Source organism: Pandoraea thiooxydans (genome assembly GCF_001931675.1).
GTDB classification, from domain to species: Bacteria; Pseudomonadota; Gammaproteobacteria; order Burkholderiales; family Burkholderiaceae; genus Pandoraea; species Pandoraea thiooxydans.
In genome coordinates this window covers 3,333,553-3,354,586 of the sequence record NZ_CP014839.1, presented here as the reverse complement: position 1 = coordinate 3,354,586, position 21,034 = coordinate 3,333,553, and the positions used below count along the sequence as shown (strand labels likewise).

Sequence of the window (21,034 nt, the reverse complement as noted above, 5' to 3'; positions counted from 1 at the left end):
TCGGCCACTTGGCTACCACAAGCATTGTCACCAGCGAAAATAGGCCGAAGGCGGCGTATCCAGATTGGGCGCGGGCGAGCGCTCGCCGCTCGGGCGGCCGCTTTACCTCGCAAGCCGCCGTTAAGCCGCACTGAGGTGAAAGAGAAAAATGAGGCGAGAAGGCACCATCAAAGGTTGACCTCGGCGAACGCATTCGCCAAACGCCCATCGCCTGGCAGCCCTGATTTATAGACCACTCTCACAAAGGGCAGTCCAGGCAGCTACGCGACCACAACAGCCCGCACCCCCGCCTCGACATCGGCGACTCGAATATCGGTCGTCCGATCTCGAATCCGCCGCAGCGCAGCGGCGGCCAGCGTCTTTTCGATCACCGCATCGGCATCGGCAATCGAGCGCCCCGTCACCCGTTCGGTGAGCAGGTTCACCACCTCGGACGAGACCTGCCAGCGATCTCCCAGCTTCTTGTCGAGCGCGGTGTAGACGTAGTCCGCCATCGCCTCGGGCCCCGGCACGTCGAAGACCACTTTCTCCTCGAACCGCCCGCCGCGCAGCGCCGCCGAGTCGATGCGCTCGTAGTAATTGGTGGCAGCGATGAACATCACATCCCGCATACGTCCGCCCGCACCGTCCATCGTGGTCAGGATCTTCTCGGTCAACATCCCGTAATTCGTCACCCGCCGATCCTGCAGGATGCCATCGGCCTCATCGATGAAGACAATCGCCGGCCGAATGTCGCACGCTTCCCGGTACAACTTGTCCCAGGCACTGGGGTCGGCAATGATCTGCGCCCCGGTGAGCTTCAGAAACGCCCAGCCGCTTGCCTTGGCCAGCGCCATCGCGGCTTGCGTCTTGCCCGTTCCCGGCGGGCCGGTAAAGATCAGCCCCCGCGGCAAGCTCGCGCCGAGCTGCTCCAGATCCTCGAGTTGCTCCATCTTGAAGGCCAGATCAGATAGCAGATCCCGTGAAGCGTCAGGCAGGATGATTTCCTCGATCGCCTTGACGTTCTCCGGCAACTGACCCCGTCGGCCCTGCAACAAACGCATCGCCCGCATGCCGACCTCGAACGTGACGGGCCCCGCGAACAGGCCATCGCGTCGCATCTCGCGCAACTGGCCCCCTAGGGCGGACAGGCGCGCCGCGCTGAACCCCTCCCAGCGGCCGGCCAGCGCCTGAAGCGCCGACCGGTCGATGGCCTCCACCCCCAGCTCATCGACGATTGCCCGGTACAGGAGCGCCAGACGTGCTTTGAGGTCCGGTGCCGGAATCTCAATCTTGAAGTCGAACCGGCCATCGCGCTTGCCGGCCGCATCGAGCGCGTCCAGCCAATTGGTGGCCGCCACCAGGATGACCCGGGAGCCCCGTAGCGCGACGATCTCGGTGAGCATCACATTGGTCAGATCCCGATCCATCGCATACGTGAGATCGCCCCGGCTCTTGATGAACGAGTCGATCTCATCGATGAAGAGCACGCAGGTGCCGATCTTGCGCGCCGCAGCAAACACAGCCTTGACCTTCTGGGGCGTTTCGTTGATCCACTTCGAGGCAGCGTCGCCATAAGCGATCGACAGGAAGGGAATGCCCAATTGGCCCGCCAGCGCTTCGGCAAAGAGCGTCTTGCCGTTGCCCGGCTCCCCGAAGAGCAGGATCCCGTTACGGGGCTTGCCCTGCGCCTCGATGATGTCCTGGGCCGCGCCCCATAGGCGCTTCTTGGTCGAGCGCATGCCGACGACATCTGCAAAGGTATAGCGGGGCTGGCTCACGTTGTCACTGAAGTCATAGACGGGTGAGGCGGGTTGCGCGACTGGCTGGGCAGTCGGCGCAGCGACGGGTTTCGCGGGTGGGGCCGCAGGAGGTGCCGCAGGTGCTGGGCGCGGCACTGGGCCGGTGGGGGCCGCCGGCGTCACGGGTGTCTTGGGGGTGACGGGCTCAGGACGCTCCGCGAGGGCCGAATGCTCAACCGGATTGGCCGGTGCGTAGAGAGCAGAAGCATCGGCAGCGTCGGCCATCGGCACCGACGGGCGAATCTTCATGACCACCGGAATCCAGACCTGGGTGCCGACGATCTCGATACGGGGCACGGCCGCGCTGCGGTGCAGGCGCCATAGTCGCCGGCTGGCATCGGCCAGGAGGAGTGCGGCCGGGATGCTGAAGAAGGACCACTCCCAGACCAGGGGACCCGCCCCCAGCCACAGCACCAGGAAGGCCGTCCAGTTCCAGCCGCGCACTCGCGGGTTCGGCAGCCAGATGAGGGCGGCTGCGGCAACGGTCGAGCCCAGCAGCGTAGCTTGCTGGAGCGCGCCGGCGTGAGCGACCCCGGGCAGTTGAGTGAAGAGGCCCGCCAGGCTGGCCAGTATGGCGAGAAGACGGATGCCCTGCAGGGGGCGAGCGTAACGTGGTTTCATGATGACCTCGGCTTTGTAGTTGTCGACGGAGGCGGAGCCTTGACGGCGTGGGCGCCTCCTGATGTTCAGTGTCCAACCCAAAGGCGCCAACGCAAGTCGGCCTCGGGCGTGGCACAACGCATCAAAATCGGCAGCTTTAGCGCACGACCTGACGCGCGCGCCGCAGCGGCACACCAACGAGTCGGTGCGTACGGATCCGACGACGGTGGGTGCGCACCGGCTCGAAGCGACGGCGCTGGTCCTGCCGCCGCAGGCGGCGTTGGCGAGCTAGGGGGCGGGCCAGATCGGCACGCAGTCGACGGTGCCAGGCGGCGAGTGCCGAGGCGGGAATCGCTGCATCGAGCGCGAGGGTGGTGTGGTCCTGAGTCAGTTGAACGACACGGCGGCCGTTGGGGCCGAAAACAAAGTGTTTGATGCGCATAGGGGCTCCAGTGACGAGAGGAATCGGGCAAGGGATCAGGCCAAGGCCTACTTGCGCCGGCGCAGCCACTGGAGCGCGGTGATCAGGGGGCGGAAAAATTCGTGCAGGATCTGCCAGAGCTCGTCGAGCAGGGCCTGCCACCATTGGGGTTGTGGGTTCATCGCAAAGCGCTCCTGAAGTGAGAGGCAAGCTCGCCTGTGAAGGCGGTCATGCCCCGAGATTGCGGAACCCAGTGGCTTCAGACAGAGGCAGGCAGGCGAGCGGCGACTTGGCGTCGTACTGTGAGACAACGTACAGATCGATCCACACCTGCCTGGGCATCGAAGCCACAGGGCAAATTCAGGATCTCATTGAGTTTTGCGAATGCAAGTCGGGTTGCGGCGGGAAAAACCTGAGGTGTCAGGGAGTTTGCGAGATGAGCGGACATCCGCGTCGTGCGGTTGCCGCAAGTCCGCGTTTGGGATTCGTCGAGGCGAAGCTTATGAGAAATCGGTATTGCTACGGTTCAGCGTTCTTCATCTCAGCGATGGGGAGAATCCACGATGTGATGCCTGCGAAGGAGTCGTGCAGTTGGCGAGATCGACGTCAGCGCGGCGCTCACCGCAATGCGGTGAAAGTTATATGCTGCGCTCTTCGGCGGCCCCGCTGCCGTATGGCAGTGGGGCTATCCACTAATATTTTCCAAACGAGCGAGATCACTAGGTCTTTGACGGCGTGCCAGCTTGAGAGCCGCAGAATTTATTAAAATAGGTAAATGTTACCCTCGCTACCTTATGTAATTTTGCACAAGAAAAAATAAGATAGTATTCCGAATAAATATCGTAAAACTATAAGTGCTTTACTATCCATCCACTTTTGGCTTAAAATAAAAAAGCCGATTCGTTCGGTAAACAAAAAATTGCTGCGTACTCACCGCTTGGTGGGCAGCCCATAAACCTGCCAGATTCCCATTTGCTGGTTTAGAAATTCGCGCCTTTTCAATGAAGGTGTATCGAGACGCCAAGGCATTCATGATGCCGAAGCTTGTCTCTCATGTCGTTTCGACGACGTCTAGTCGGTCTCCGTAGCCTATGTCAGGCCTTCGGAACAGATCGTTACAGCGCAAGGCAGCTATAAGTTGTCATGCTTGACCGCGATGTGCATTGTTTCGCGCATCGCTGCCGACCCAAAAGGGAGCATGAACGTGGCGAAGCATTATCAAAAATTTATTCTCGGGGTGGTCCTGATCGCTGCGCTCGCAGCCGGTCTGGTCTGGTGGATCGGCCTTGACGTCATTGCCGACTACCGGGACGATCTCCAGTACTACGTCATCGCGCACCTGAGTCTGGTCGGACGCTCGATGGTGCTCGCGCTCTTCACCGGTATTCCGGCGGGAATCGTGTTGAGCCGGCCCCTGTTCAGCAAGCAGGCCGAACGCGTGATGCAAATTTTCAATGTTGGCAACACGCTGCCGTCGCTGGCCGTACTGGCGCTGTCGATGGCGGTGCTTGGCATCGGCGATCGCCCGGCGGTACTTGCGTTGTGGCTCGCGTCGCTGTTGCCGATCGTGCGCAACACTTTCGAGGGACTGCGGCAGGTGTCGCCCGCGCTGCGTGAATCGGCCCGCGGCATGGGGATGACTCCGCTCCAATCCCTTTTCAAGGTCGAGCTTCCCAATGCGATGCCAGTCATCATGGGCGGCGTGCGTACCGCATTGGTGATCAATGTCGGCACTGCGCCGCTCGCATTCCTGATCGGCGCCACCAGCCTGGGCGCCCTTATTTTTCCCGGCATTTATCTCAACGATCAGAGCCAACTGCTGTTGGGCGCCGGTGGCACCGCACTGCTGGCGATCGTGCTCGATGGCCTGGTGGCCTTCGGCAGTCAACTGATGTTCGAGCGTCGCGGTCTATCGCGGTGATTGCGCGATGCAAGCCGGACGATTTCCGTCGTTGTTCATTTCATAAGGAATTCACAGTGAAAAAACTATTCACACGCTGCTCTCTCGCATTCGGGGCGCTGTTCGCCGCCGTTTTCAGTCTTCACGCCGCAGCGGCCGATATCACCGTGGGCGGCAAGAATTTCACCGAGCAGTTGCTGCTCTCCTCGATGACGTCCCAATACCTGGAAGCCAAGGGGTATTCAGTCGATTTGAAGAATGGTCTGGGCAGCGTTGTGATGCGTCAGGCCTTGGTCAACGGACAGTTGGATGTGGCGTGGGAGTACACCGGCACGGCGCTGATCGTCTACGACAAAATCAAAACCAAGCTCGATCGCGACGCGACCTACCAGACGGTCAAACGACTCGACGCGAAACGCGGGCTCATTTGGCTCAACCCGGCCGATCTCAACGATACCTACGCGTTCGCAATGTAGCGCAAAGTGGCCGAGGCGGACGGCATCGACTCGGTGTCCGATCTCGTGAAGAAGCTCAAGACCGACCCCAAGGTCAAGAATTATGTATTCGCCTCGGACATGGAATTCGTCGGTCGTCCCGATGGTCTGCGGCCGATGGAAAAGCTCTATGGTTTCCGTTTCAAGCGCTCGCATGTCCGGCAGATGGATCCGGGCCTGGTCTACACGTCGCTGCGCGATGGTCAGGTTCAGATCGGGCTGGTCTACACGACCGACGGCCGCAACAAGGGCTTCGACTTCAAAGTGTTGAAGGACGACAAGCATTTCTTCCCCGCCTACGCGGCAACGCCCGTGGTGCGTGAGGCCACGCTGAAGAAATATCCGAAGCTGGCCGAACAGCTCAACGCCCTGTCGGCCAAGCTCGATGACAAGGTAATGACGAAGCTCAACGCTGAAGTGGACATCGACAAGCAGCCGGTGAACAAAGTGGCCGCAGACTTCCTGCGCGCGCAAGGCCTGATTTGAGTATCACGACACCGCTCTTTGATTTGAGCCGGACTTGCCCATGGACATCCTGACATACCTGCTCGCCAACCTGCACCGCATTCTGCATCTGACGCTTGAGCACGCCATGCTGGTGGGTGTGGCAGTCGGCTGCGCCGTATTGATCGGGGTGCCGTTGGGCATCCTGGTCACGCGCTACCGGTGGCTGTCGGGTGCCGTGCTGGGATTGGCCACCGTCGTGCTGACGATTCCGTCGATCGCACTTTTCGGGCTGATGATCCCGGTGCTCTCGCATATCGGGCAAGGCATCGGCTATGCGCCTGCGGTAGCGGCCGTATTTCTGTATGCATTGCTGCCGATCATGCGCAACACCTGTCTGGCCTTGCAGCACATCGACGCGAGCATCAAGGAGGCCGGCATCGGGATCGGCATGACGTTCTGGCAGCGTCTGCGGTTGGTCGATTTGCCGTTGGCCGTGCCCGTCATTCTGGGCGGTGTGCGCACTGCGGTCGTGATGAACATCGGCGTCATGGCGATTGCCGCCGTGGTCGGCGCGGGCGGCCTGGGGGTGCTGATTCTGCGCGGCATCAGTCAGAGCGATATTCGCCAGTTGGTGGTCGGTGCGGTGATGGTCAGCCTGTTGGCGATCGTCGCTGACTGGCTGCTCAATCGCCTGCAGCGCGCCCTTACGCCCAAAGGAATTCGATAATCATGATCAGACTCGAGCAACTCACCAAGACCTTCTCCCAGAAGGACGGCACCCAATTCACGGCGGTCGACTCCGTCAGCTTGACCGTCCCGGAGGGCGAGATCTGCGTTTTCCTTGGGCCTTCCGGTTGTGGGAAAACTACCTCGCTGAAAATGATCAATCGGCTGATTCCTCCAACCTCCGGAAAGGTGTTTCTCAATGGAGAGGACACCACTGGCATCAATGCCGTCGAGTTGCGCCGGCATATCGGCTATGTGATTCAGCAGATCGGCCTGTTTCCCAATATGACGATCGAGGAAAACATCACCGTCGTGCCGCGTTTGCTGGGCTGGGATCGCAAGCGTTGCCGAGCGCGCGCGATCGAGTTGATGGCGATGGTTTCGCTCGACCCGAAGCAATACCTCGGCCGCTACCCGCGCGAGCTGTCGGGCGGGCAGCAACAGCGTATCGGCGTAATTCGCGCGCTGGCCGCGGATCCGCCGGTGCTGCTGATGGACGAACCGTTCGGGGCGGTCGACCCGATCAACCGGGAATCGATCCAGAATGAGTTTTTCCAAATGCAGCGCCAGCTCAAGAAGACCGTCATCATGGTCAGCCACGACATTGACGAGGCGATCAAGCTCGGAGATCGCGTGGCGATATTTCGCCAGGGCAAGCTGGTTCAGTACGATCACCCCGATAAAATGCTGGCACAGCCGGCGAACGACTTCGTTGCCACCTTTGTCGGCCATGACCGAACGCTCAAACGGCTGCTGTTGGTGCGTGCCGAGGATGCCGCTGTGCGACAGCCCACTATCGATGCGAATCGTCCGCTACAGGACGCCTATGCGATGATGGACGAATTGGACGCTCGCCATCTGGTCGTCACCCAGCAAAGCGGTCATACGCTGGGGTACGTGGCGCGGCGCGATGCGCGCGGCACGCAAGGGACCTGTGCCGAGCGGGTGCGTCCGTTCAAGGCCGTTGCCGCGCCTGACGACAATTTGCGCATTCTGCTCTCACGTATGTACGAGCACAATTTGGCGTGGTTGCCGGTGCTCGACGTGGCGGGCGCATATCTTGGCGAGGTCACACAGGACTCAATCGCCGATTATTTGAGCTCCGGCCGTTCCCGCGGCGAGGTGTCGAGTGTTTTGACACCGCAGGCAGTGCCGGTCCGCGCAGTCCCTGCGTGAGATTCGTCGCCACTCATCCCCCCGAGCTTAAAACCAACGTTCATCGGAGTTGCCTGGATGTGGTTGAATGCCATTGAGCATTTTTGGGCCGACCCGCTGGCCCGTATGGGCTCCAGTCTGACGTTACTCGTTCTGGTGGCGTATTTCCTTTACTGGATTTCGCATCGGTTGTTGCTGCGCGCGATGCGGGTGGTCGTACTGCGCACCTCCTGGCGATGGGACGACACCATGCTCGACGCCGGCGTGTTCCAGCGCCTGGCGCAGATGGTGCCGTTTCTCGTTATCCAGGGCGGCATCGATCTCGTGCCTGATGTTCCGGCGCGCGTCGACCAGATCATTCGCAACGTTGCGCTCTCCGGTGCCGTGCTGTTCGGCATGCTCGCGCTCAGTGCTGCGCTGAGCGCTCTGCAAGTTGCCTACGCGGCAACACCTCACGCCCGCACGCGCTCGATCAAGGGCTACGTGCAACTGGGCAAAATCGCCGTCTTCGTGTTCGGTGGCGTCGCGATTATCGCGACGCTGGTCGATCGCTCGCCGTGGCTTTTGCTGTCCGGGCTGGGCGCGATGTCGGCGGTGCTGCTGCTGGTGTTCAAGGACACACTGCTGTCGCTGGTCGCGAGCGTGCTGCTGACCTCCAACGATATGCTGCGCGTGGGGGACTGGATAGAAATGCCTCAGGTCGGCGCCGACGGCGATGTCATCGATATTGCGCTGCATACCGTCAAAGTGCAGAACTGGGACAAGACCATCACGACGATTCCCACCTGGCGCCTGATTTCCGAAAGCTTCCGCAATTGGCGCGGCATGCAGCTGGCCGGTGGGCGCCGCATCAAGCGCACCTTGCGGATCGATACGGCCAGCGTCCATTTTCTTGACGAGGCCGCCGTCGCGCGGCTGGCGGCGCTGCGTTTGCTCACGCCTTATCTCGAGAAAAAGCGCGAAGAGCTCGAGGCCGCCAATCGCAGCCTGGGCGATAGCGCGCAATTCGCCGCGAACCGTCGACGTCTGACCAACATCGGGACATTCAGAGCGTACATGAGCGCCTATCTGCAGGCCCACCCGGACGTGCACCAGGAGATGACCTGCATGGTGCGATCCCTCGAGCCCGACGCCAACGGCATCCCGATCGAAATTTATTGTTTCACGCGCACCATCGTTTGGGGCGACTACGAGCGTATTCAGGGCGACATCTTCGATCACCTCCTGGCGATCCTGCCCGAATTCGGCTTGCGCCTGTATCAGAATCTGGGGGGCGCCGATATGCGCCTGACCTGGATGCAAGGCGAAGCGAATTCGTCGGTGTCGGCGCGGGCTGCCTGAGCGAGCCGGCCAAGGTCGGGCGCGCAAAAAAACAGGGCTTTCGCACACCACGTGCGAAAGCCCTTTTCACTGGCCAAAGATGCGGATTGCCGTGCTATCAGGCCGCTTCGGCGAGCGATGGATAGTCGATGTAGCCGCGCGCGTCGCCGCCATAGAGCGTGCTTTTATCGAGCGGGTTGAGTGGGCCGCCGGTTTTCAGGCGTTCGACAAGATCCGGATTCGAAATGAACGGCCGACCGAAAGCGATCAGATCCGCCGCGTTGGTGGTACGCGCCTGCACGGCCAGCGGCAGGTCGTAGCCGTTGTTGGCCATGTAAATGCCGTTGAAAATGCGACGCAGCTTTTGCAAGTCGAAGCCACCTTCGACCGTGCGGGGACCGCCGGTAGCTCCTTCGACGACGTGCAGATAAACCAGGTTGAAGCGATTCAGTTGTTCTACCAAATAGGTGAACAGCGGCTCGGGATTGCTATCGGCGATATCGTTGGCCGGACTGACCGGCGAAATGCGAATGCCCACGCGCTCGGCTCCCCATACATCGACGACCGCTTGCGTGACCTCCAACACCAGGCGGGCACGGTTCTCGATGCTGCCGCCGTAGGCGTCGGTGCGCAGATTGGTTTTGTCGCGCAGGAATTGATCGAGCAAATAGCCATTGGCCGCGTGGATTTCCACACCGTCGAAGCCGGCGCGCTTGGCGCACTCCGCCGCATGGCGATATTGCGCGACGATGCCCGGAATCTCCGCTGTCTCGAGCGCGCGAGGTGTCACGTGGGGCTGGAAACCGGTCTCGGTGAAAGCCTTGCCATTCGGCGTCACGGCCGACGGGGCCACCGGCAGCGCGTTGTCCGCCTGCAGCGACGGATGCGAAATGCGCCCGACGTGCCACAACTGGCAGAAAATGCGACTGCCCTTGGCGTGTATGGCGTCGGTCACCAGACGCCAGCCGGCGACTTGTGCCTCGGTGTAGATTCCGGGCGTGAACGCATAGCCCTTGCCCTGCTGAGAAATATTGGTGGCTTCGCTCACGATCAACCCGGCGGAGGCGCGTTGCGCATAATACTGGGCGTTCATGGGGCCGGGCGCGTCGCCCTGTCCGACGCGGCTGCGGGTGAGCGGCGCCATGACGATGCGATTGCGCAAGGTGATCGGGCCGAGTTGCACCGGATCGAAAAGATCGGTCTCGGGATTTTGCGGATTGGCTTGGTTCATTGCAATATTTCCTCTTGGATGGGATCGCCTTGCATATCAGGCGAGCGAAGTTGAATTCGTTTGCGGTTGGCCCCGGTTGATGCGCAACACCAACAGCGCGCCCACCAGGCAGACGCCGCCGGCGAGCATCGAGGCAAGCGTGTAGGTGCCCAGGCTCGCCCGTAAAATGCCGGCCACAAGCGCGGCAGTCGCCGCGCCCAGCTGGTGGCCAGCGACAATCCAGCCGAACACTACCGGTGCCGCCGCTTTGCCGAACACGTCGGTCGTCAGCCGCACCGTCGGCGGCACCGTGGCGATCCAGTCAAGCCCATAGAAGAGGGCAAACACCGGCAGGCCGAAAAAATCGAGGCCGAAAGCATACGGCAGATAAATCAGCGACAAGCCGCGCAAACCGTAATACCAAAACAGCAGGACGCGGCTGTTGAAACGGTCCGAGAGCCAGCCCGACATCGTCGTGCCGAACAGGTCCAGTATGCCCATGGTGGCGAGAATGCTCGCTCCGCGCACTTCCGACAGGCCGTGGTCGCCGCACATGGCGATGAAATGCGTGCCGATGTAACCATTGGTGCTGGCGCCGCAAATGAAAAAACTGAAGAAGAGTAGCCAGAAATCGCGCTTGCGAGCGGCATGAAAGAGCGTGCGAAAGGCGTTCGTCAGCGGATTGCCAGGGCTTGCCGCAGCGATGTCGTCGTGCGTGGCGCCATAGGGGCGCTGCGCCACCGCGGCCGGCCGCTCCGGCAGAAAAATGGCAACCAGCGGCAGTACCGCCGCGCATATGGCGGCTACCATCAGGACCACGGGTCGCCAGCCGTGATGCTCGATGATTGCTGCCATCATCGGCAGGAATACCAATTGGCCGGTGGCCGAGCTGGCGGTGAGCAAACCCATGGCGAGCCCGCGATGGGTGCTGAACCAGCGATTGACGATCGTCGCGGAGAGCGTGAGCGCGGCGACGCCGGTGCCGCCGCCGACCAGCACACCCCACAGCAGCACCATTTGCCAGGGTGCGCTCATGCGCGCGCTCAGAGCGGTCCCGAATGCCAGCACGGCGAGTGCGCCGACGATCGTCGGACGCACGCCGAAGCGCTGCATCGCGGCGGCCGCGAAAGGACCGGTCAGGCCGTACAGCGCCAGGTTCACCGAGATGGCGAGCGAAATCGTCGCGCGGCTCCAGCCGAATTCGTGCTCGAGCGGCACCATCATGACGCTGGGCGTCGCACGAATGCCGGCGGTTGACAGCAACACCAGAAACACGATGGCCACGACGATCCACGCGTAGTGGATGCGCCCGGCACTCCAGTTGGCCAACGCTTTCATGATGGATTCCTTGGACTCGATGAATTGCAATACGCGACACAGCGACGGTGTTACTGATCGGTCACATTGAGCTTGCAATCATATGAACCGATCGGTAACATGTCAAGCGAAAGCAGGAGATGCATACCGATGCCAGCCAAGCCGGCCACCCCGAAGAAAGAATCCAGACCCGCTCGCACCAAGGCGGCCAGGACGGTCGTGCCCGGCGATCAGGCGCAAGCGCATCTGCTCGAGGCGGCGATGGAGCTGTTTCAGCGCGAAGGAATTCATGCGGTGGGGGTCGACGCGGTGGTCAAGCGAGCCGGCGTCAACAAGATGTGCCTTTATCGACAATTCGCCTCGAAAGACGAACTGATCTTGGCTTACCTCAAGCGCCAGGACGAGGCCTGCCTGGCGCGCCTGGACCAGAGCATCGCATGCCGTCCGGGCGAGCCGCGGCGGCAACTCGAGCAGATTTTCATCGACTTGGCGCAACGCGCCAGTTCCCCCGATTATCGCGGCTGCCCGTTCATCAACGTGGCGGCTGAGTTTCCGGAACGCGATCATCCGGCGCGAAAACTGGTGGCGGCCAACAAGGCCGCGCTCGTCTCGCGGCTTACCGCGCTGGTCGAGGCCCTGCCGGTGTCTGACCCGACCTCGCTGGTCAACACGCTCGCGCTGCTGCTCGAGGGCGCTTATGCGGCGAGTCAGACCTTCGGTGCCGGCAACAGCCCGCTGGCGACTCTGCCGACTGTGGCGGCCCAGTTGATCGACGCGGCGATCGCGTCCAGCGCGCCAGCCGTCGCCGGCTGAGATTTCCAGCCAGGGCTCTGGCCGCGGGGTTATCCGTGAATCACAACGAGGATGCCGCGCGCCGCGCCTTTGCCGGCATTGCGGATCGCGTGAGCGTGATCCGCCGGATAGCGTGCCGTCTCGCCGGCCTTCATTTTTTGCGCAGCCTGGTCGACCTCGATGTCGACCGCTCCCTCCAGCACCGTGAAGTGCTCGCGCGTGCCCGGATCGTGCGGGTCCGACACCAGCGCCCCGCCGGGCAGCAGCAGCAGTTCATACCATTCGAATTTCCCGGCCAGGTCCATCGGCCCGAGAATCTTCAGCGTGTAGCCATGATCGGGACCCGCCAGCGTCGGCGTCTCATGCTTGCCGATCGTCTTGATCAGCGCCGGCTCATTTTGCGGCGCGCCGCCCAGCAACTGATCGAGCCGTAACCCAAGCGCATTGGCCAGGCGCCAGGCCACCGCGATGGTGGGGTTGGCCATGTCGCGCTCGATTTGCGAGAGCATCGATTTGGATACCCCCGACGCGCGCGACAGCGTCTCCAGCGTCATCCCGCGCTCCTTGCGCAGTTGCTGGATGATCTCCCCCAGACAGGGCGGCGTTGCATGGGACGAAGTGATTTCGCTTGCCATCGAATTTCCAGAATATTAGAATATTTCAATATATTGGAAATTATTCAATATAAAGAATTTATTCATTAAGATGAATGCCTGCATGGTAGCAGAGCCGCCGCGCGGAAGCGCGGTTGCCGGCGCCGGGCCGGCGGCACAATCAAGCGAGCCAGATCCATGAGCAAAAACGATCCACAACATTTTTACCGCCATCTGGACGAGCGGCTGGACGAAGCGCGCGCGCAGGGGCTGTTCAAGCAGGAGCGCGTGCTGATGTCGCGCCAGGGACCCCGGGTTCTGTGCGACGACGGCGTCACGCGCATCAATCTGTGCGCCAATAACTATCTGGGCTTGTCGGGCAGGGAGACGCTGGTGCAGGCGGGCATTCAAGCCCTCAAGGATTACGGCTTCGGTTTGTCGTCGGTGCGTTTCATCTGCGGCACCCAGGGGCCGCACAAGGCGCTCGAGAAGCGGCTGGCCGAGTTTCTCGGCACCGAGGATGCGATTCTGTATGCCGCGGCATTCGACGCCAATGGCGGCGTGTTCGAACCGCTGTTCGACGCCGACGATGCAATTATCTCGGACGAACTCAACCACGCGTCGATCATCGACGGCATTCGTTTGTGCAAGGCCAATCGCTATCGCTACAAGCACAACGACATGGACGACCTGGCGCGGCAACTCGCAGCGGCGGATTCGCACCGTTTCAAGCTGATCGTCACCGATGGCGTGTTCTCGATGGACGGCACGGTGGCGCAGCTCGACAAAATTTGCGCCCTGGCCGAGCAGCATGGCGCGTTGGTGATGATCGACGAGTGTCATGCCACCGGATTCATGGGCGATACGGGCCGAGGCACCCACGAGCACCATCATGTGATGGGGCGCGTCGATATTATTACCGGCACGCTCGGCAAGGCGCTGGGCGGCGCCATGGGTGGTTTCACGGCGGGGCGCAGGGAGCTGATCGAAACGCTGCGCCAGCGCTCCCGCCCGTATCTCTTTTCCAATAGCCTGGCACCGGCCATCGTCGGCACTTCGCTGGCCGTGCTCGATCAATTGACGCAATCGTCGGAGCTGCGCGATCGCCTGCACGCCAACACGGCGTTCTTTCGCGATGCGATTCAAAAACTCGGCTTCACCATCAAGCCGGGCATGCATCCGATCGTGCCGGTCATGCTGTTCGAAGCGCCGCTGGCACAGCGGTTTGCGCAGCGGCTTTATGAACTCGGCGTGCTGGCTACGGGGTTTTTCTATCCAGTCGTGCCGCTTGGGCAGGCGCGCGTGCGCGTGCAAATGTCGGCCGCGCACAGCCGGGACGATCTGACGCAAGCCTTGGCCGCGTTCGAGCAGGCGGGCAGCGAGCTGGGCATTCTCAATTAAAAGGGGCGACAGATGGAACGTATATTGGTGATCGGCGCCAATGGCCAGATCGGCAGCGAATTGGTCGCGGCATTGGCCGGCACGTTCGGCGCGGGCAATGTGATTGCCTCGGATATCGCCGCCCACGGTCCGCAACACCCCGTGTGTTACGAGCCGCTCGATGTGCTGGATCGACAGCGCCTGGGCGCACTGGTCGAGCGCCACCACATCACGCAGGTCTATCACCTGGCGGCGCTGCTCTCGGCGACCAGCGAGGCTCGGCCGATCCAGGCCTGGACGCTCAATATGAACGGCCTGCTCAATGTGCTCGAGCTGGCGCGGGAGAGGCCGCGCCTGCGGGTGTTCTGGCCGTCGTCGATCGCGGCCTTCGGCCCGCACAGCCCGGCGCTCGAGACCCCTCAGTTGGCAGTGATGGATCCGACGACCATCTACGGCATCAGCAAGCAGGCGGGCGAGCGGCTATGCGAATACTACTTTCATAAGTTCGGCGTGGACGTGCGCAGCGTGCGCTACCCCGGCGTGATCAGCTACAAGACGCCGCCCGGCGGCGGCACCACCGATTACGCGATCGACATCTTTCAGGCGGCCAAGCGCGACGGCGCCTACACCTGTTTTCTCAAGCCCGACACCGTGCTGCCGATGATGTACATGCCCGATGCCGTGCGGGCCACGCTGGAATTGATGGCGGCCGACGCGGCGGCGATCCGGGTGCGCTCGGCCTACAACGTCGCCGGCATGAGCTTCGACCCGGCGACACTTGCGGAGGCGATCGGCCGCCGCGTGCCGGGGTTTGCCATCACCTATGCGCCGGATTTTCGCCAGGCCATCGCCGACACATGGCCGCATACGCTGGACGATACCTATGCCCGCTACGACTGGGGCTGGCGGCCCGCCTTCGATCTCGAGGCGATGGTCGACGACATGCTGGCTAACGTGCCATTGGCGTGGCGCGGCGAGGCGCTCGATCACGCGGCGTAAACTTGCCGCGGCGCGCGTCAGACCATCGCGGGCGGCATCGTGTGGGCAAGCGCGGCGGCGATGATCACCACACCGATCATCAGCCACGCCTCGACGCCCAGAAGACGCCTGAATACCGTCAGCGCATCGGGATCGCCGCGCCGCACGTGCTGCAGGTAGCGCAGCCTGTTGAGTGCGGCGATCATCAGGATGCCAACTACCGCGATCACTTTGACGCATAACAGCCAACCCCATAACCCGCTGGTCAACGAGGCGAGCGAGCCGCCGAGTCCCCAGTAAGCACTGGCGATACCGGTGCCGAGCGCGACGGGAAACGACAGCGTCGCCAGGTGCGACAGGCGTGAGGTATCGCCAGCCGCCCGGTCGGGCGTGGCGGCGAATGCGCGACGCAGCGGCCAGGCCGCAGCGATCACGATGCCGACCCATACGCTGATCGCGAGCAAATGCACGGTCTGCACCAGTTCTGCCGCGGAAAAGTTGCCGCTGTCTGCCGCATGCGAGGTGCCTGCGTGCGCATAGGCCATCGCCGCCAAGGCCGTCACGATCAATAAATTCCCGATCATGTCGGGCAACCGGGTACGGGCAGCCACCGCCGCGATGAGCCAGGCCGCCAGGCCAGCAGCGTAGCCAATGCGCCACATCTCGCCGTAGTGCGAGAGGTTCAGCACCTTCGGCATCAGGTCAAGTGCGGTGATAAACGGCACGTCGATCATGGCGCTAGTCTGCAGCGGCAGATAAATCGCCTGCAGCACCAGCCATGCGAGCAGCGCCGACGTGCTCACATGCCATCGCGCCGGGCCGCCCAGACTGAGCACGACGGCGCCCACAGCAAGCGCGAAGGCGAGATCGGCGCCCGCAGCAAGCGCGATTTGCGCGCAGCCCAGCAGTGTCATATCGTGCAGCACGTTACTTCACGCGGAACGAATATTCGCCATGCGTTCGGTGGCCGTCCAATGCCACGGCCGCCCAATGGGCCGTGTAGCGTCCTGGCGACAGCGCCGGTAGCACGAGCGTCATGAGCTTGTGATTGTCGGCGGCCACCTGTGACTTGTTCTTGGTCACCCGTTGGCCCTTGGCATTGGTCAGGGTGAGCGTGCTGAAAGCGGGCTCCAGCGGATCGTCGAAGGTGATGCTGACTTGCTGAGGTGCGGCCACGGTCGTGGTCGGCGCGGGGACTTCCTTCTGCGGCATGGCGTGGGCAAAGGCGCTGCTGGTAAATGCAACAGTGGCAATGAAGGCGGCCAGCGGCGCCAGGCAACGGTACCAGCGGTAATTGAGTTGATTCATGATGAACTCGTGAGTGACTGAAAGTGCGACCGGCCGATCATCGTCGGCGCCGCATCGTCAAGGAAATATGGGTATCGCCGCGCGCCTGCGCCGTGCACGTTGGCACGTCGGGACGCGAAGCGTGTGGTGTGCCGCGGTACGCGGCGGCATTTCGGATCAGGAGAAAAACGGCGGCGCGCGCGGTTGAGCGTGGGCGTGACGGGGTGTGCGCTCGACCCCGTCGAGACGTTTGGCGTTGACAATCTGCAACGTCCAGACCGTGGCGGCAAACGCAACCGGGCGGGCAAGCGGTAATGCCGGCAAGTGGGCCAGCAGGTTGCAGTAGCCACATACCTGGCAGTCCGCCAGGCCGGCCCCGGGCACGCGCTTGCCGTGCCCGCTCTCGCCGGCTTTTCCGGGTGCGGACTGTGCCGAGCACGACGCGCTTGCCAGGATTTCCGTGAGCGCGTTCGATGCGCGGTTCGCGGCGAGCACGTGCGAAATCTCCGGGGCGAGCATCGCCATCAGGATTGAAAACAATCCCAATACGACTCCAAGCTTGCGGTGAAAACGGCTGAGCATCGGCCAGTGCGTGTCAATAACGAACGATCCGGCGCGATCATAGCACGCGGTTTTTGCTCGTCAGGACGGTATGACGGTGGGTTGCGCCAAGCCGGGCAATGCCGCCAGATGAGCGGATGCGGCCACATTCAGGCGCAACGCACCGATGCTGCGCGCCTTGCCTGGCATCGGAGAGCGGCGATTTTTTGTAATCTGCGGCGGATTGCCGCAGCGAGAGAATCGGGAACGTCAGAGCGGCGGGGCGTCGTCGCCCGCGCGTCTGGTATGGCCAATCCGGGAGCAAAAGACGAAAGGGGGGGCGAAGCTCTCCACGAGGACATTCAGTAGCAGAGGTGCCCCCGTCGCCGCGTGTTGACAATAGCTACACGCTATCTTAAAATGTGTAGCTGTTGTGTATGCACTAGGAGAGGATTATGCGTGACGCCTCCATCAACTTACGTGCGCTGCCCGAGCAGCGCGACTTGATCGACCATGCCGCCAGTCTGCTGGGCAAAAATCGCTCAGACTTCATGCTGGAAGCGGCGTGTGAACGCGCGAAGGCGATTGTGCTGGATCAGGTTTTTTTTAACCTGGACGAGAGCCGATTCCGGCAGTTCACTGCACTACTCGATGCGCCACAAGATGCCAATCCGGGCCTTGAACGGCTGATGGCGATTAAGGCACCGTGGAGCGCAAGTAAGGCGTGAATATGCAGCTTTCGGCCCCGCAGTCGCTCGCCGCGACGCATCGACTCGATGGGTTCAATTGCGGAGAGCCATCGCTGGACGATTGGTTAAAGCGTCGAGCATTGGCCAACCACCTGAACGGGGCAAGCCGCACCTTCGTCGTGACTGATCCTGAACAGTGCGTACTTGGGTACTATGCTTTAGCAGCGGGGGCCGTCGCGCACCAGGAAACCACGAGCGCCGTCAGGCGCAATATGCCCGATCCGGTGCCGGTGATGGTGCTCGCCAGGCTCGCGGTAGATGCTCGCGCCCAAGGCATCAAACTCGGTGCGGCTTTGCTCCAAGATGCTGTAGCTCGGGTGCAGACCGTTGCCGAGAATGCTGGTGTTCGGGCGCTGCTGGTCCATGCGTTGAACGATCGCGCAAAGCAGTTCTATGAGCACTATGGTTTCCGGGAGTCGCCAGTTCACCCGATGACGTTGATGTTCCCCATGAAAGCACGGTAGCCCTTATGGCAAAACATGGGGTGGCCGACGTGTTGGGGCGAATCTGTGTCAGCAAGAAAGGGCACGGCCGCTCACGTCCGTGTCAATCAGGCCGGTCGTTGAGTCACGTCTACAGTTCATATTCCGGCGAGGGTCGCTAACTGCCCGACCTCCGGCCAGCGCGGTCGGCTGGATTCGACCGAAGCTGTGTGGAAACACGAAACGCGGTTTGGCAAGCGGTCAATCAGTTCGCCATTCTGTTCGGCGAGCGATTCACCGCCGCCATCAGCTGAGTTTTTTAACTGACCTCAGTACACATAATTTCTGATACCTCCCCGTGGTAGGTCACGCACCCACCCAGAATCCCAGACAGCGCGAGCAGACCGGTGAGCTGGTATCCCCGTCGGAAGGTTTTGAATTTCATTCCGACTCCGAGTTTTCGAATATTCTCCTCGGCCACATCATGGGGGCCCAAGCCCGGCCTCGATGCTCCTTTGCCCACGCGGTAGTTCGAGAATGCTGCGGGTCCAACCCTGAGTCGACTGCATGCGTCACGGGTATCATCGTGCCTGTGCGTCGCCCGTCGCGGCATTCTTCCGTTTTTCCCCGGTCAATCGATGTCCCAGTCTGCAACGCTCTCCGAGATTCTTACTCTTGCCGAAGTACGGTCGCTTGCCTACACGAAGACCTTTGCGCGCGGCAAAGCCTATTTCCACGAGGGCGTGGTTTCCCATCTCGAGGAGCGTGGCGGCGCCGTTCACGCCACTGTACGTGGCACGCATCGTTACCGGGTTGAACTCGCCGTCGATGACGATGGCGAACTCGCTTATGACTGTACCTGTCCGGTGGGAGACGATGGCGTTTTCTGCAAGCACGCTGTCGCTGTTGCGCTCGCCTGGCTCGAGAATTCCGGTGAAGAGGTGTTTCATGCCGAAGAGGCGGCTCCCGGCAAGCCACGCAAGAAGCGGAAGACCTACGAGGAAGTAATTCGCGAATACGTCGCGACGCTCGACAAAAATGAGCTTCAGGAATTGTTGCTCGAAGCCATCGAACGCGACCTGTCGTTTCGTGACAAGCTGCTGTTCGCCGCTCGTGCGACGGGGGCCTCCGACTTGCCCGGCATGAAGGCCGCCGTCAGGCAGGCGACACGCCTTTCCCGGCCACTGGACTGGCGGGAGGCTCGCGCATACGGCGACGGCCTGATGTCGCTGGCCGACATGCTGCGCCGGAGGCTTCACGGACCTCACGCCGTACAGGTAGTCGAGCTATCCGAACTGGCGATTGCGGGCGCCGAAACAAGCCTCGAACAGATTGATGACTCCGGTGGCGACGTGATTCCGGCGATTCTCGAACTGGCGTCTGTGCACCTCGATGCCTGCAAGTTGACTGGCCCCGACCCAGTGAAGCTCGCGGAGCGGCTATTCCGATTTCAGACAGAAGGCAAGTGGGACACCTTTTACAACGTTTTGCCGGCGTATGCGGAGCCACTGGGCAAGAACGGTTTGAGCCGCTACCGCGAGCTCGTCAACGAGGCTTGGGAAGCGCTGCCCGCGCTCGCGCCGGACAAGGAATATCGACGGTCATACGACTCGCCGCGCATGCAGCTCGAACGCGCGATGGGGGCGCTGGCCGAACTCGATGGAGACGTTGATGCGTTGATTCGCATTTACTCGAACGACCTGTCGAGTCCATACCGCTTTCTGCTGGTGGCCGAGCTTTGTGTCAAGCACGGTCGCCCGGATGAAGGGCTCGCCTGGGCCGAGCGCGGCATCAAGGAGTCCGGCAAGAGCCATGACCAGCGCCTGCTCGACTTCTGTATCGACGCGTATCTGCGTCGCAGTGAATTCGACAAGGCCGATGCGTTCGCGTGGCGCCGCTTCGAAATGCGCCCGACAGCCGAGGCGTTTCCCGCCTTGATGAAGGTTGCCACGGCTACTGGCAGGCATGATGAGACGCGGGAGCGCACTCTTACGCACCTTTGGGCGCTGGTCAGGGAAGAGGAGGCCGCTGCAAAATCGAAGCGCAATGTCTGGCAGCGGTCGACGCGGACCGAACTGGTCAGGATTCTTCTTGCTGGAAAAGAGAACGACGCCGCATGGGAAACGTTTACCGGCGGACCGGTCGTAATGCAGCTATGGCCGGAAATGGCCGCTGTCCGTGGCAAGACCCACCCGCACGACGCCATTGCCCTTTATCACAGGCTGCTGCCGGTTGCTGCCGAGAGCGGTACGCGCAACGCCCGATATGACGAGGCGTTTGAAATCGTGCGGGCCATCGGCATGTTGCGGGCGAGGTTGGATGAACGTTCGGAATTCACCCGTGAACTGGAAGAGATTCGGGCAGCGTATCGCGCAAAGCGCAACTTCATCAAGCTGCTAGCCAAACTGCCCTGAAGTCGCTCGCAGGTCGGTTCGGGCCGAAGTCGACCGTAATGAGCCCATAAGGCCAGACCTTTCGCCGCGCATTGCAAGGTGCACCGGAGATGGGACGCATCGCGGGAGATATCGCGCTGCATCAGGTGAGACTTTTGGCGTCTAACAGGCGCGGCCGGGTGAAGATGCGGGGGTAAGTGCTTCTTCACGAATGGCAGACGTGTCGTCGCGGGCGATGTCGTCCGTGATGTCCTGTTCGAGTTCAGCCAGTCCTACGCTCATGGCTCGCACGTCCTCGCGTGAGTCGGTGGAGCGCAGTACATCATCTCCCTGGAGCATGACCGCGCGCCGAAGAGCAAATAGTCGTGGAATCATCGACGGCTTGAGGCTGAAATGGGCCTTGATGGCGGGGTGTGCGTCTGAGGAGAAGACTTCGTCATAGACCGCCGGCCAGCAGGGCAACTGGCCCTCGGCCGGCGCGTCACCGGCTTCGATCGCAGCCTCGGGCGAAGCCGAATAACGCACAGTC

The 21,034-nt window shown here is 61.9% G+C and carries 19 protein-coding genes and 1 pseudogene; 11 read left to right on the top strand and 9 right to left on the bottom strand.

What is annotated here, in order from left to right:
- Positions 1–260 precede the first annotated feature (260 nt).
- Both PATSB16_RS15355 and PATSB16_RS15350 read right to left on the bottom strand, forming a co-directional pair.
- Positions 261–2,402, bottom strand: coding sequence for an AAA family ATPase (locus tag PATSB16_RS15355; RefSeq protein WP_047214954.1), 2,142 nt, complete (start codon positions 2,400–2,402; stop codon positions 261–263).
- A gap of 136 nt (positions 2,403–2,538) precedes the next feature.
- Entirely contained in the window at positions 2,539–2,823 is a 285-nt protein-coding gene (locus PATSB16_RS15350) for a hypothetical protein (RefSeq protein WP_047214953.1), read from the bottom strand.
- Between the two features lie 1,183 nt (positions 2,824–4,006).
- On the opposite strand from PATSB16_RS15350, the gene PATSB16_RS15345 reads away from it, so the two are divergent.
- The 5 genes and pseudogenes from PATSB16_RS15345 to PATSB16_RS15325 all read left to right on the top strand — a co-directional run bounded on the left by PATSB16_RS15345 (position 4,007) and on the right by PATSB16_RS15325 (position 8,865).
- Complete coding sequence (locus PATSB16_RS15345; RefSeq protein ID WP_418303870.1) at positions 4,007–4,723, top strand: ABC transporter permease; 717 nt, start codon at positions 4,007–4,009, stop codon at positions 4,721–4,723.
- Positions 4,720–5,682: pseudogene (locus PATSB16_RS15340) on the top strand (glycine betaine ABC transporter substrate-binding protein). The gene PATSB16_RS15345 and the pseudogene PATSB16_RS15340 overlap by 4 nt, the downstream one beginning before the upstream one ends.
- Positions 5,683–5,722: 40 nt before the next feature.
- On the top strand, positions 5,723–6,370 hold the full coding sequence (locus PATSB16_RS15335) for an ABC transporter permease (protein ID WP_047214951.1): 648 nt from the start codon (positions 5,723–5,725) through the stop codon (positions 6,368–6,370).
- A 2-nt stretch (positions 6,371–6,372) separates the two neighbouring features.
- The gene (locus tag PATSB16_RS15330; RefSeq protein ID WP_047214950.1) at positions 6,373–7,545 is read left to right on the top strand and encodes an ABC transporter ATP-binding protein; all 1,173 of its coding nucleotides are present in this window, start codon (positions 6,373–6,375) and stop codon (positions 7,543–7,545) included.
- A 57-nt stretch (positions 7,546–7,602) separates the two neighbouring features.
- Positions 7,603–8,865 carry a mechanosensitive ion channel family protein gene (locus PATSB16_RS15325; protein ID WP_156884778.1) on the top strand — a complete coding sequence of 421 codons (1,263 nt, stop codon included), beginning with the start codon at positions 7,603–7,605 and terminating at the stop codon, positions 8,863–8,865.
- A 97-nt stretch (positions 8,866–8,962) separates the two neighbouring features.
- Here the strand turns inward: PATSB16_RS15325 and PATSB16_RS15320 are convergent, their stop codons facing one another.
- Both PATSB16_RS15320 and PATSB16_RS15315 read right to left on the bottom strand, forming a co-directional pair.
- Positions 8,963–10,075 (bottom strand): alkene reductase, encoded by a 1,113-nt coding sequence (locus PATSB16_RS15320; RefSeq protein WP_047214948.1) that lies wholly within the window; start codon positions 10,073–10,075, stop codon positions 8,963–8,965.
- Positions 10,076–10,111: 36 nt separating this feature from the next.
- A complete protein-coding gene (locus PATSB16_RS15315) occupies positions 10,112–11,392 on the bottom strand; it encodes an MFS transporter (RefSeq protein WP_047214947.1) in 1,281 nt (426 codons plus the stop codon).
- 129 nt (positions 11,393–11,521) lie between these two features.
- Here PATSB16_RS15315 and PATSB16_RS15310 point away from each other — a divergent pair, with 129 nt between their 5' ends.
- Positions 11,522–12,184 carry a TetR/AcrR family transcriptional regulator gene (locus PATSB16_RS15310; RefSeq protein ID WP_083566812.1) on the top strand — a complete coding sequence of 221 codons (663 nt, stop codon included), beginning with the start codon at positions 11,522–11,524 and terminating at the stop codon, positions 12,182–12,184.
- A 29-nt stretch (positions 12,185–12,213) separates the two neighbouring features.
- On the opposite strand, the gene PATSB16_RS15305 is transcribed toward PATSB16_RS15310, so the two are convergent.
- The gene (locus PATSB16_RS15305) at positions 12,214–12,798 is read right to left on the bottom strand and encodes a helix-turn-helix domain-containing protein (RefSeq protein ID WP_047214946.1); all 585 of its coding nucleotides are present in this window, start codon (positions 12,796–12,798) and stop codon (positions 12,214–12,216) included.
- A gap of 156 nt (positions 12,799–12,954) precedes the next feature.
- Here PATSB16_RS15305 and kbl point away from each other — a divergent pair, with 156 nt between their 5' ends.
- Both kbl and PATSB16_RS15295 read left to right on the top strand, forming a co-directional pair.
- The gene (gene kbl, locus PATSB16_RS15300) at positions 12,955–14,157 is read left to right on the top strand and encodes a glycine C-acetyltransferase (protein ID WP_083659395.1); all 1,203 of its coding nucleotides are present in this window, start codon (positions 12,955–12,957) and stop codon (positions 14,155–14,157) included.
- Positions 14,158–14,169: 12 nt separating this feature from the next.
- Complete coding sequence (locus tag PATSB16_RS15295; protein WP_047214944.1) at positions 14,170–15,135, top strand: NAD-dependent epimerase/dehydratase family protein; 966 nt, start codon at positions 14,170–14,172, stop codon at positions 15,133–15,135.
- 17 nt (positions 15,136–15,152) lie between these two features.
- Here PATSB16_RS15295 and PATSB16_RS15290 read toward each other — a convergent pair whose 3' ends face one another.
- The 3 genes from PATSB16_RS15290 to PATSB16_RS15280 form a co-directional block, all read right to left on the bottom strand.
- Positions 15,153–16,040 (bottom strand): copper resistance D family protein, encoded by an 888-nt coding sequence (locus tag PATSB16_RS15290; protein WP_052892709.1) that lies wholly within the window; start codon positions 16,038–16,040, stop codon positions 15,153–15,155.
- A gap of 1 nt (position 16,041) precedes the next feature.
- Positions 16,042–16,422 carry a copper resistance CopC family protein gene (locus tag PATSB16_RS15285; RefSeq protein ID WP_047214943.1) on the bottom strand — a complete coding sequence of 127 codons (381 nt, stop codon included), beginning with the start codon at positions 16,420–16,422 and terminating at the stop codon, positions 16,042–16,044.
- Positions 16,423–16,578: 156 nt separating this feature from the next.
- On the bottom strand, positions 16,579–16,983 hold the full coding sequence (locus PATSB16_RS15280; RefSeq protein ID WP_047214942.1) for a DUF2946 domain-containing protein: 405 nt from the start codon (positions 16,981–16,983) through the stop codon (positions 16,579–16,581).
- 413 nt (positions 16,984–17,396) lie between these two features.
- On the opposite strand from PATSB16_RS15280, the gene PATSB16_RS15275 reads away from it, so the two are divergent.
- The 3 genes from PATSB16_RS15275 (at position 17,397) to PATSB16_RS15265 (ending at position 20,526) form a co-directional block, all read left to right on the top strand.
- Entirely contained in the window at positions 17,397–17,669 is a 273-nt protein-coding gene (locus PATSB16_RS15275; RefSeq protein WP_047214941.1) for a type II toxin-antitoxin system TacA family antitoxin, read from the top strand.
- A 2-nt stretch (positions 17,670–17,671) separates the two neighbouring features.
- Entirely contained in the window at positions 17,672–18,154 is a 483-nt protein-coding gene (locus PATSB16_RS15270) for a GNAT family N-acetyltransferase (protein ID WP_206093709.1), read from the top strand.
- 596 nt (positions 18,155–18,750) lie between these two features.
- Positions 18,751–20,526, top strand: coding sequence for an SWIM zinc finger family protein (locus PATSB16_RS15265; RefSeq protein ID WP_047214939.1), 1,776 nt, complete (start codon positions 18,751–18,753; stop codon positions 20,524–20,526).
- Positions 20,527–20,667: 141 nt separating this feature from the next.
- Here PATSB16_RS15265 and PATSB16_RS15260 read toward each other — a convergent pair whose 3' ends face one another.
- Positions 20,668–21,030 carry a hypothetical protein gene (locus PATSB16_RS15260; protein ID WP_047214938.1) on the bottom strand — a complete coding sequence of 121 codons (363 nt, stop codon included), beginning with the start codon at positions 21,028–21,030 and terminating at the stop codon, positions 20,668–20,670.
- Positions 21,031–21,034: the final 4 nt, after the last annotated feature.

Excerpts from the sequence above, each read along its gene's own strand:
- PATSB16_RS15355 (WP_047214954.1), bottom strand. The coding sequence starts at position 2,402 with ATGAAACCACGTTACGCTCGCCCCCTGCAGGGCATCCGTCTTCTCGCC.
- PATSB16_RS15350 (WP_047214953.1), bottom strand. The coding sequence starts at position 2,823 with ATGCGCATCAAACACTTTGTTTTCGGCCCCAACGGCCGCCGTGTCGTT.
- PATSB16_RS15335 (WP_047214951.1), top strand. The coding sequence starts at position 5,723 with ATGGACATCCTGACATACCTGCTCGCCAACCTGCACCGCATTCTGCAT.
- PATSB16_RS15330 (WP_047214950.1), top strand. The coding sequence starts at position 6,373 with ATGATCAGACTCGAGCAACTCACCAAGACCTTCTCCCAGAAGGACGGC.
- PATSB16_RS15325 (WP_156884778.1), top strand. The coding sequence starts at position 7,603 with ATGTGGTTGAATGCCATTGAGCATTTTTGGGCCGACCCGCTGGCCCGT.
- PATSB16_RS15320 (WP_047214948.1), bottom strand. The coding sequence starts at position 10,075 with ATGAACCAAGCCAATCCGCAAAATCCCGAGACCGATCTTTTCGATCCG.
- PATSB16_RS15315 (WP_047214947.1), bottom strand. The coding sequence starts at position 11,392 with ATGAAAGCGTTGGCCAACTGGAGTGCCGGGCGCATCCACTACGCGTGG.
- PATSB16_RS15310 (WP_083566812.1), top strand. The coding sequence starts at position 11,522 with ATGCCAGCCAAGCCGGCCACCCCGAAGAAAGAATCCAGACCCGCTCGC.
- PATSB16_RS15305 (WP_047214946.1), bottom strand. The coding sequence starts at position 12,798 with ATGGCAAGCGAAATCACTTCGTCCCATGCAACGCCGCCCTGTCTGGGG.
- kbl (WP_083659395.1), top strand. The coding sequence starts at position 12,955 with ATGAGCAAAAACGATCCACAACATTTTTACCGCCATCTGGACGAGCGG.
- PATSB16_RS15295 (WP_047214944.1), top strand. The coding sequence starts at position 14,170 with ATGGAACGTATATTGGTGATCGGCGCCAATGGCCAGATCGGCAGCGAA.
- PATSB16_RS15285 (WP_047214943.1), bottom strand. The coding sequence starts at position 16,422 with ATGAATCAACTCAATTACCGCTGGTACCGTTGCCTGGCGCCGCTGGCC.
- PATSB16_RS15280 (WP_047214942.1), bottom strand. The coding sequence starts at position 16,983 with ATGCTCAGCCGTTTTCACCGCAAGCTTGGAGTCGTATTGGGATTGTTT.
- PATSB16_RS15275 (WP_047214941.1), top strand. The coding sequence starts at position 17,397 with ATGCGTGACGCCTCCATCAACTTACGTGCGCTGCCCGAGCAGCGCGAC.
- PATSB16_RS15270 (WP_206093709.1), top strand. The coding sequence starts at position 17,672 with ATGCAGCTTTCGGCCCCGCAGTCGCTCGCCGCGACGCATCGACTCGAT.
- PATSB16_RS15265 (WP_047214939.1), top strand. The coding sequence starts at position 18,751 with ATGTCCCAGTCTGCAACGCTCTCCGAGATTCTTACTCTTGCCGAAGTA.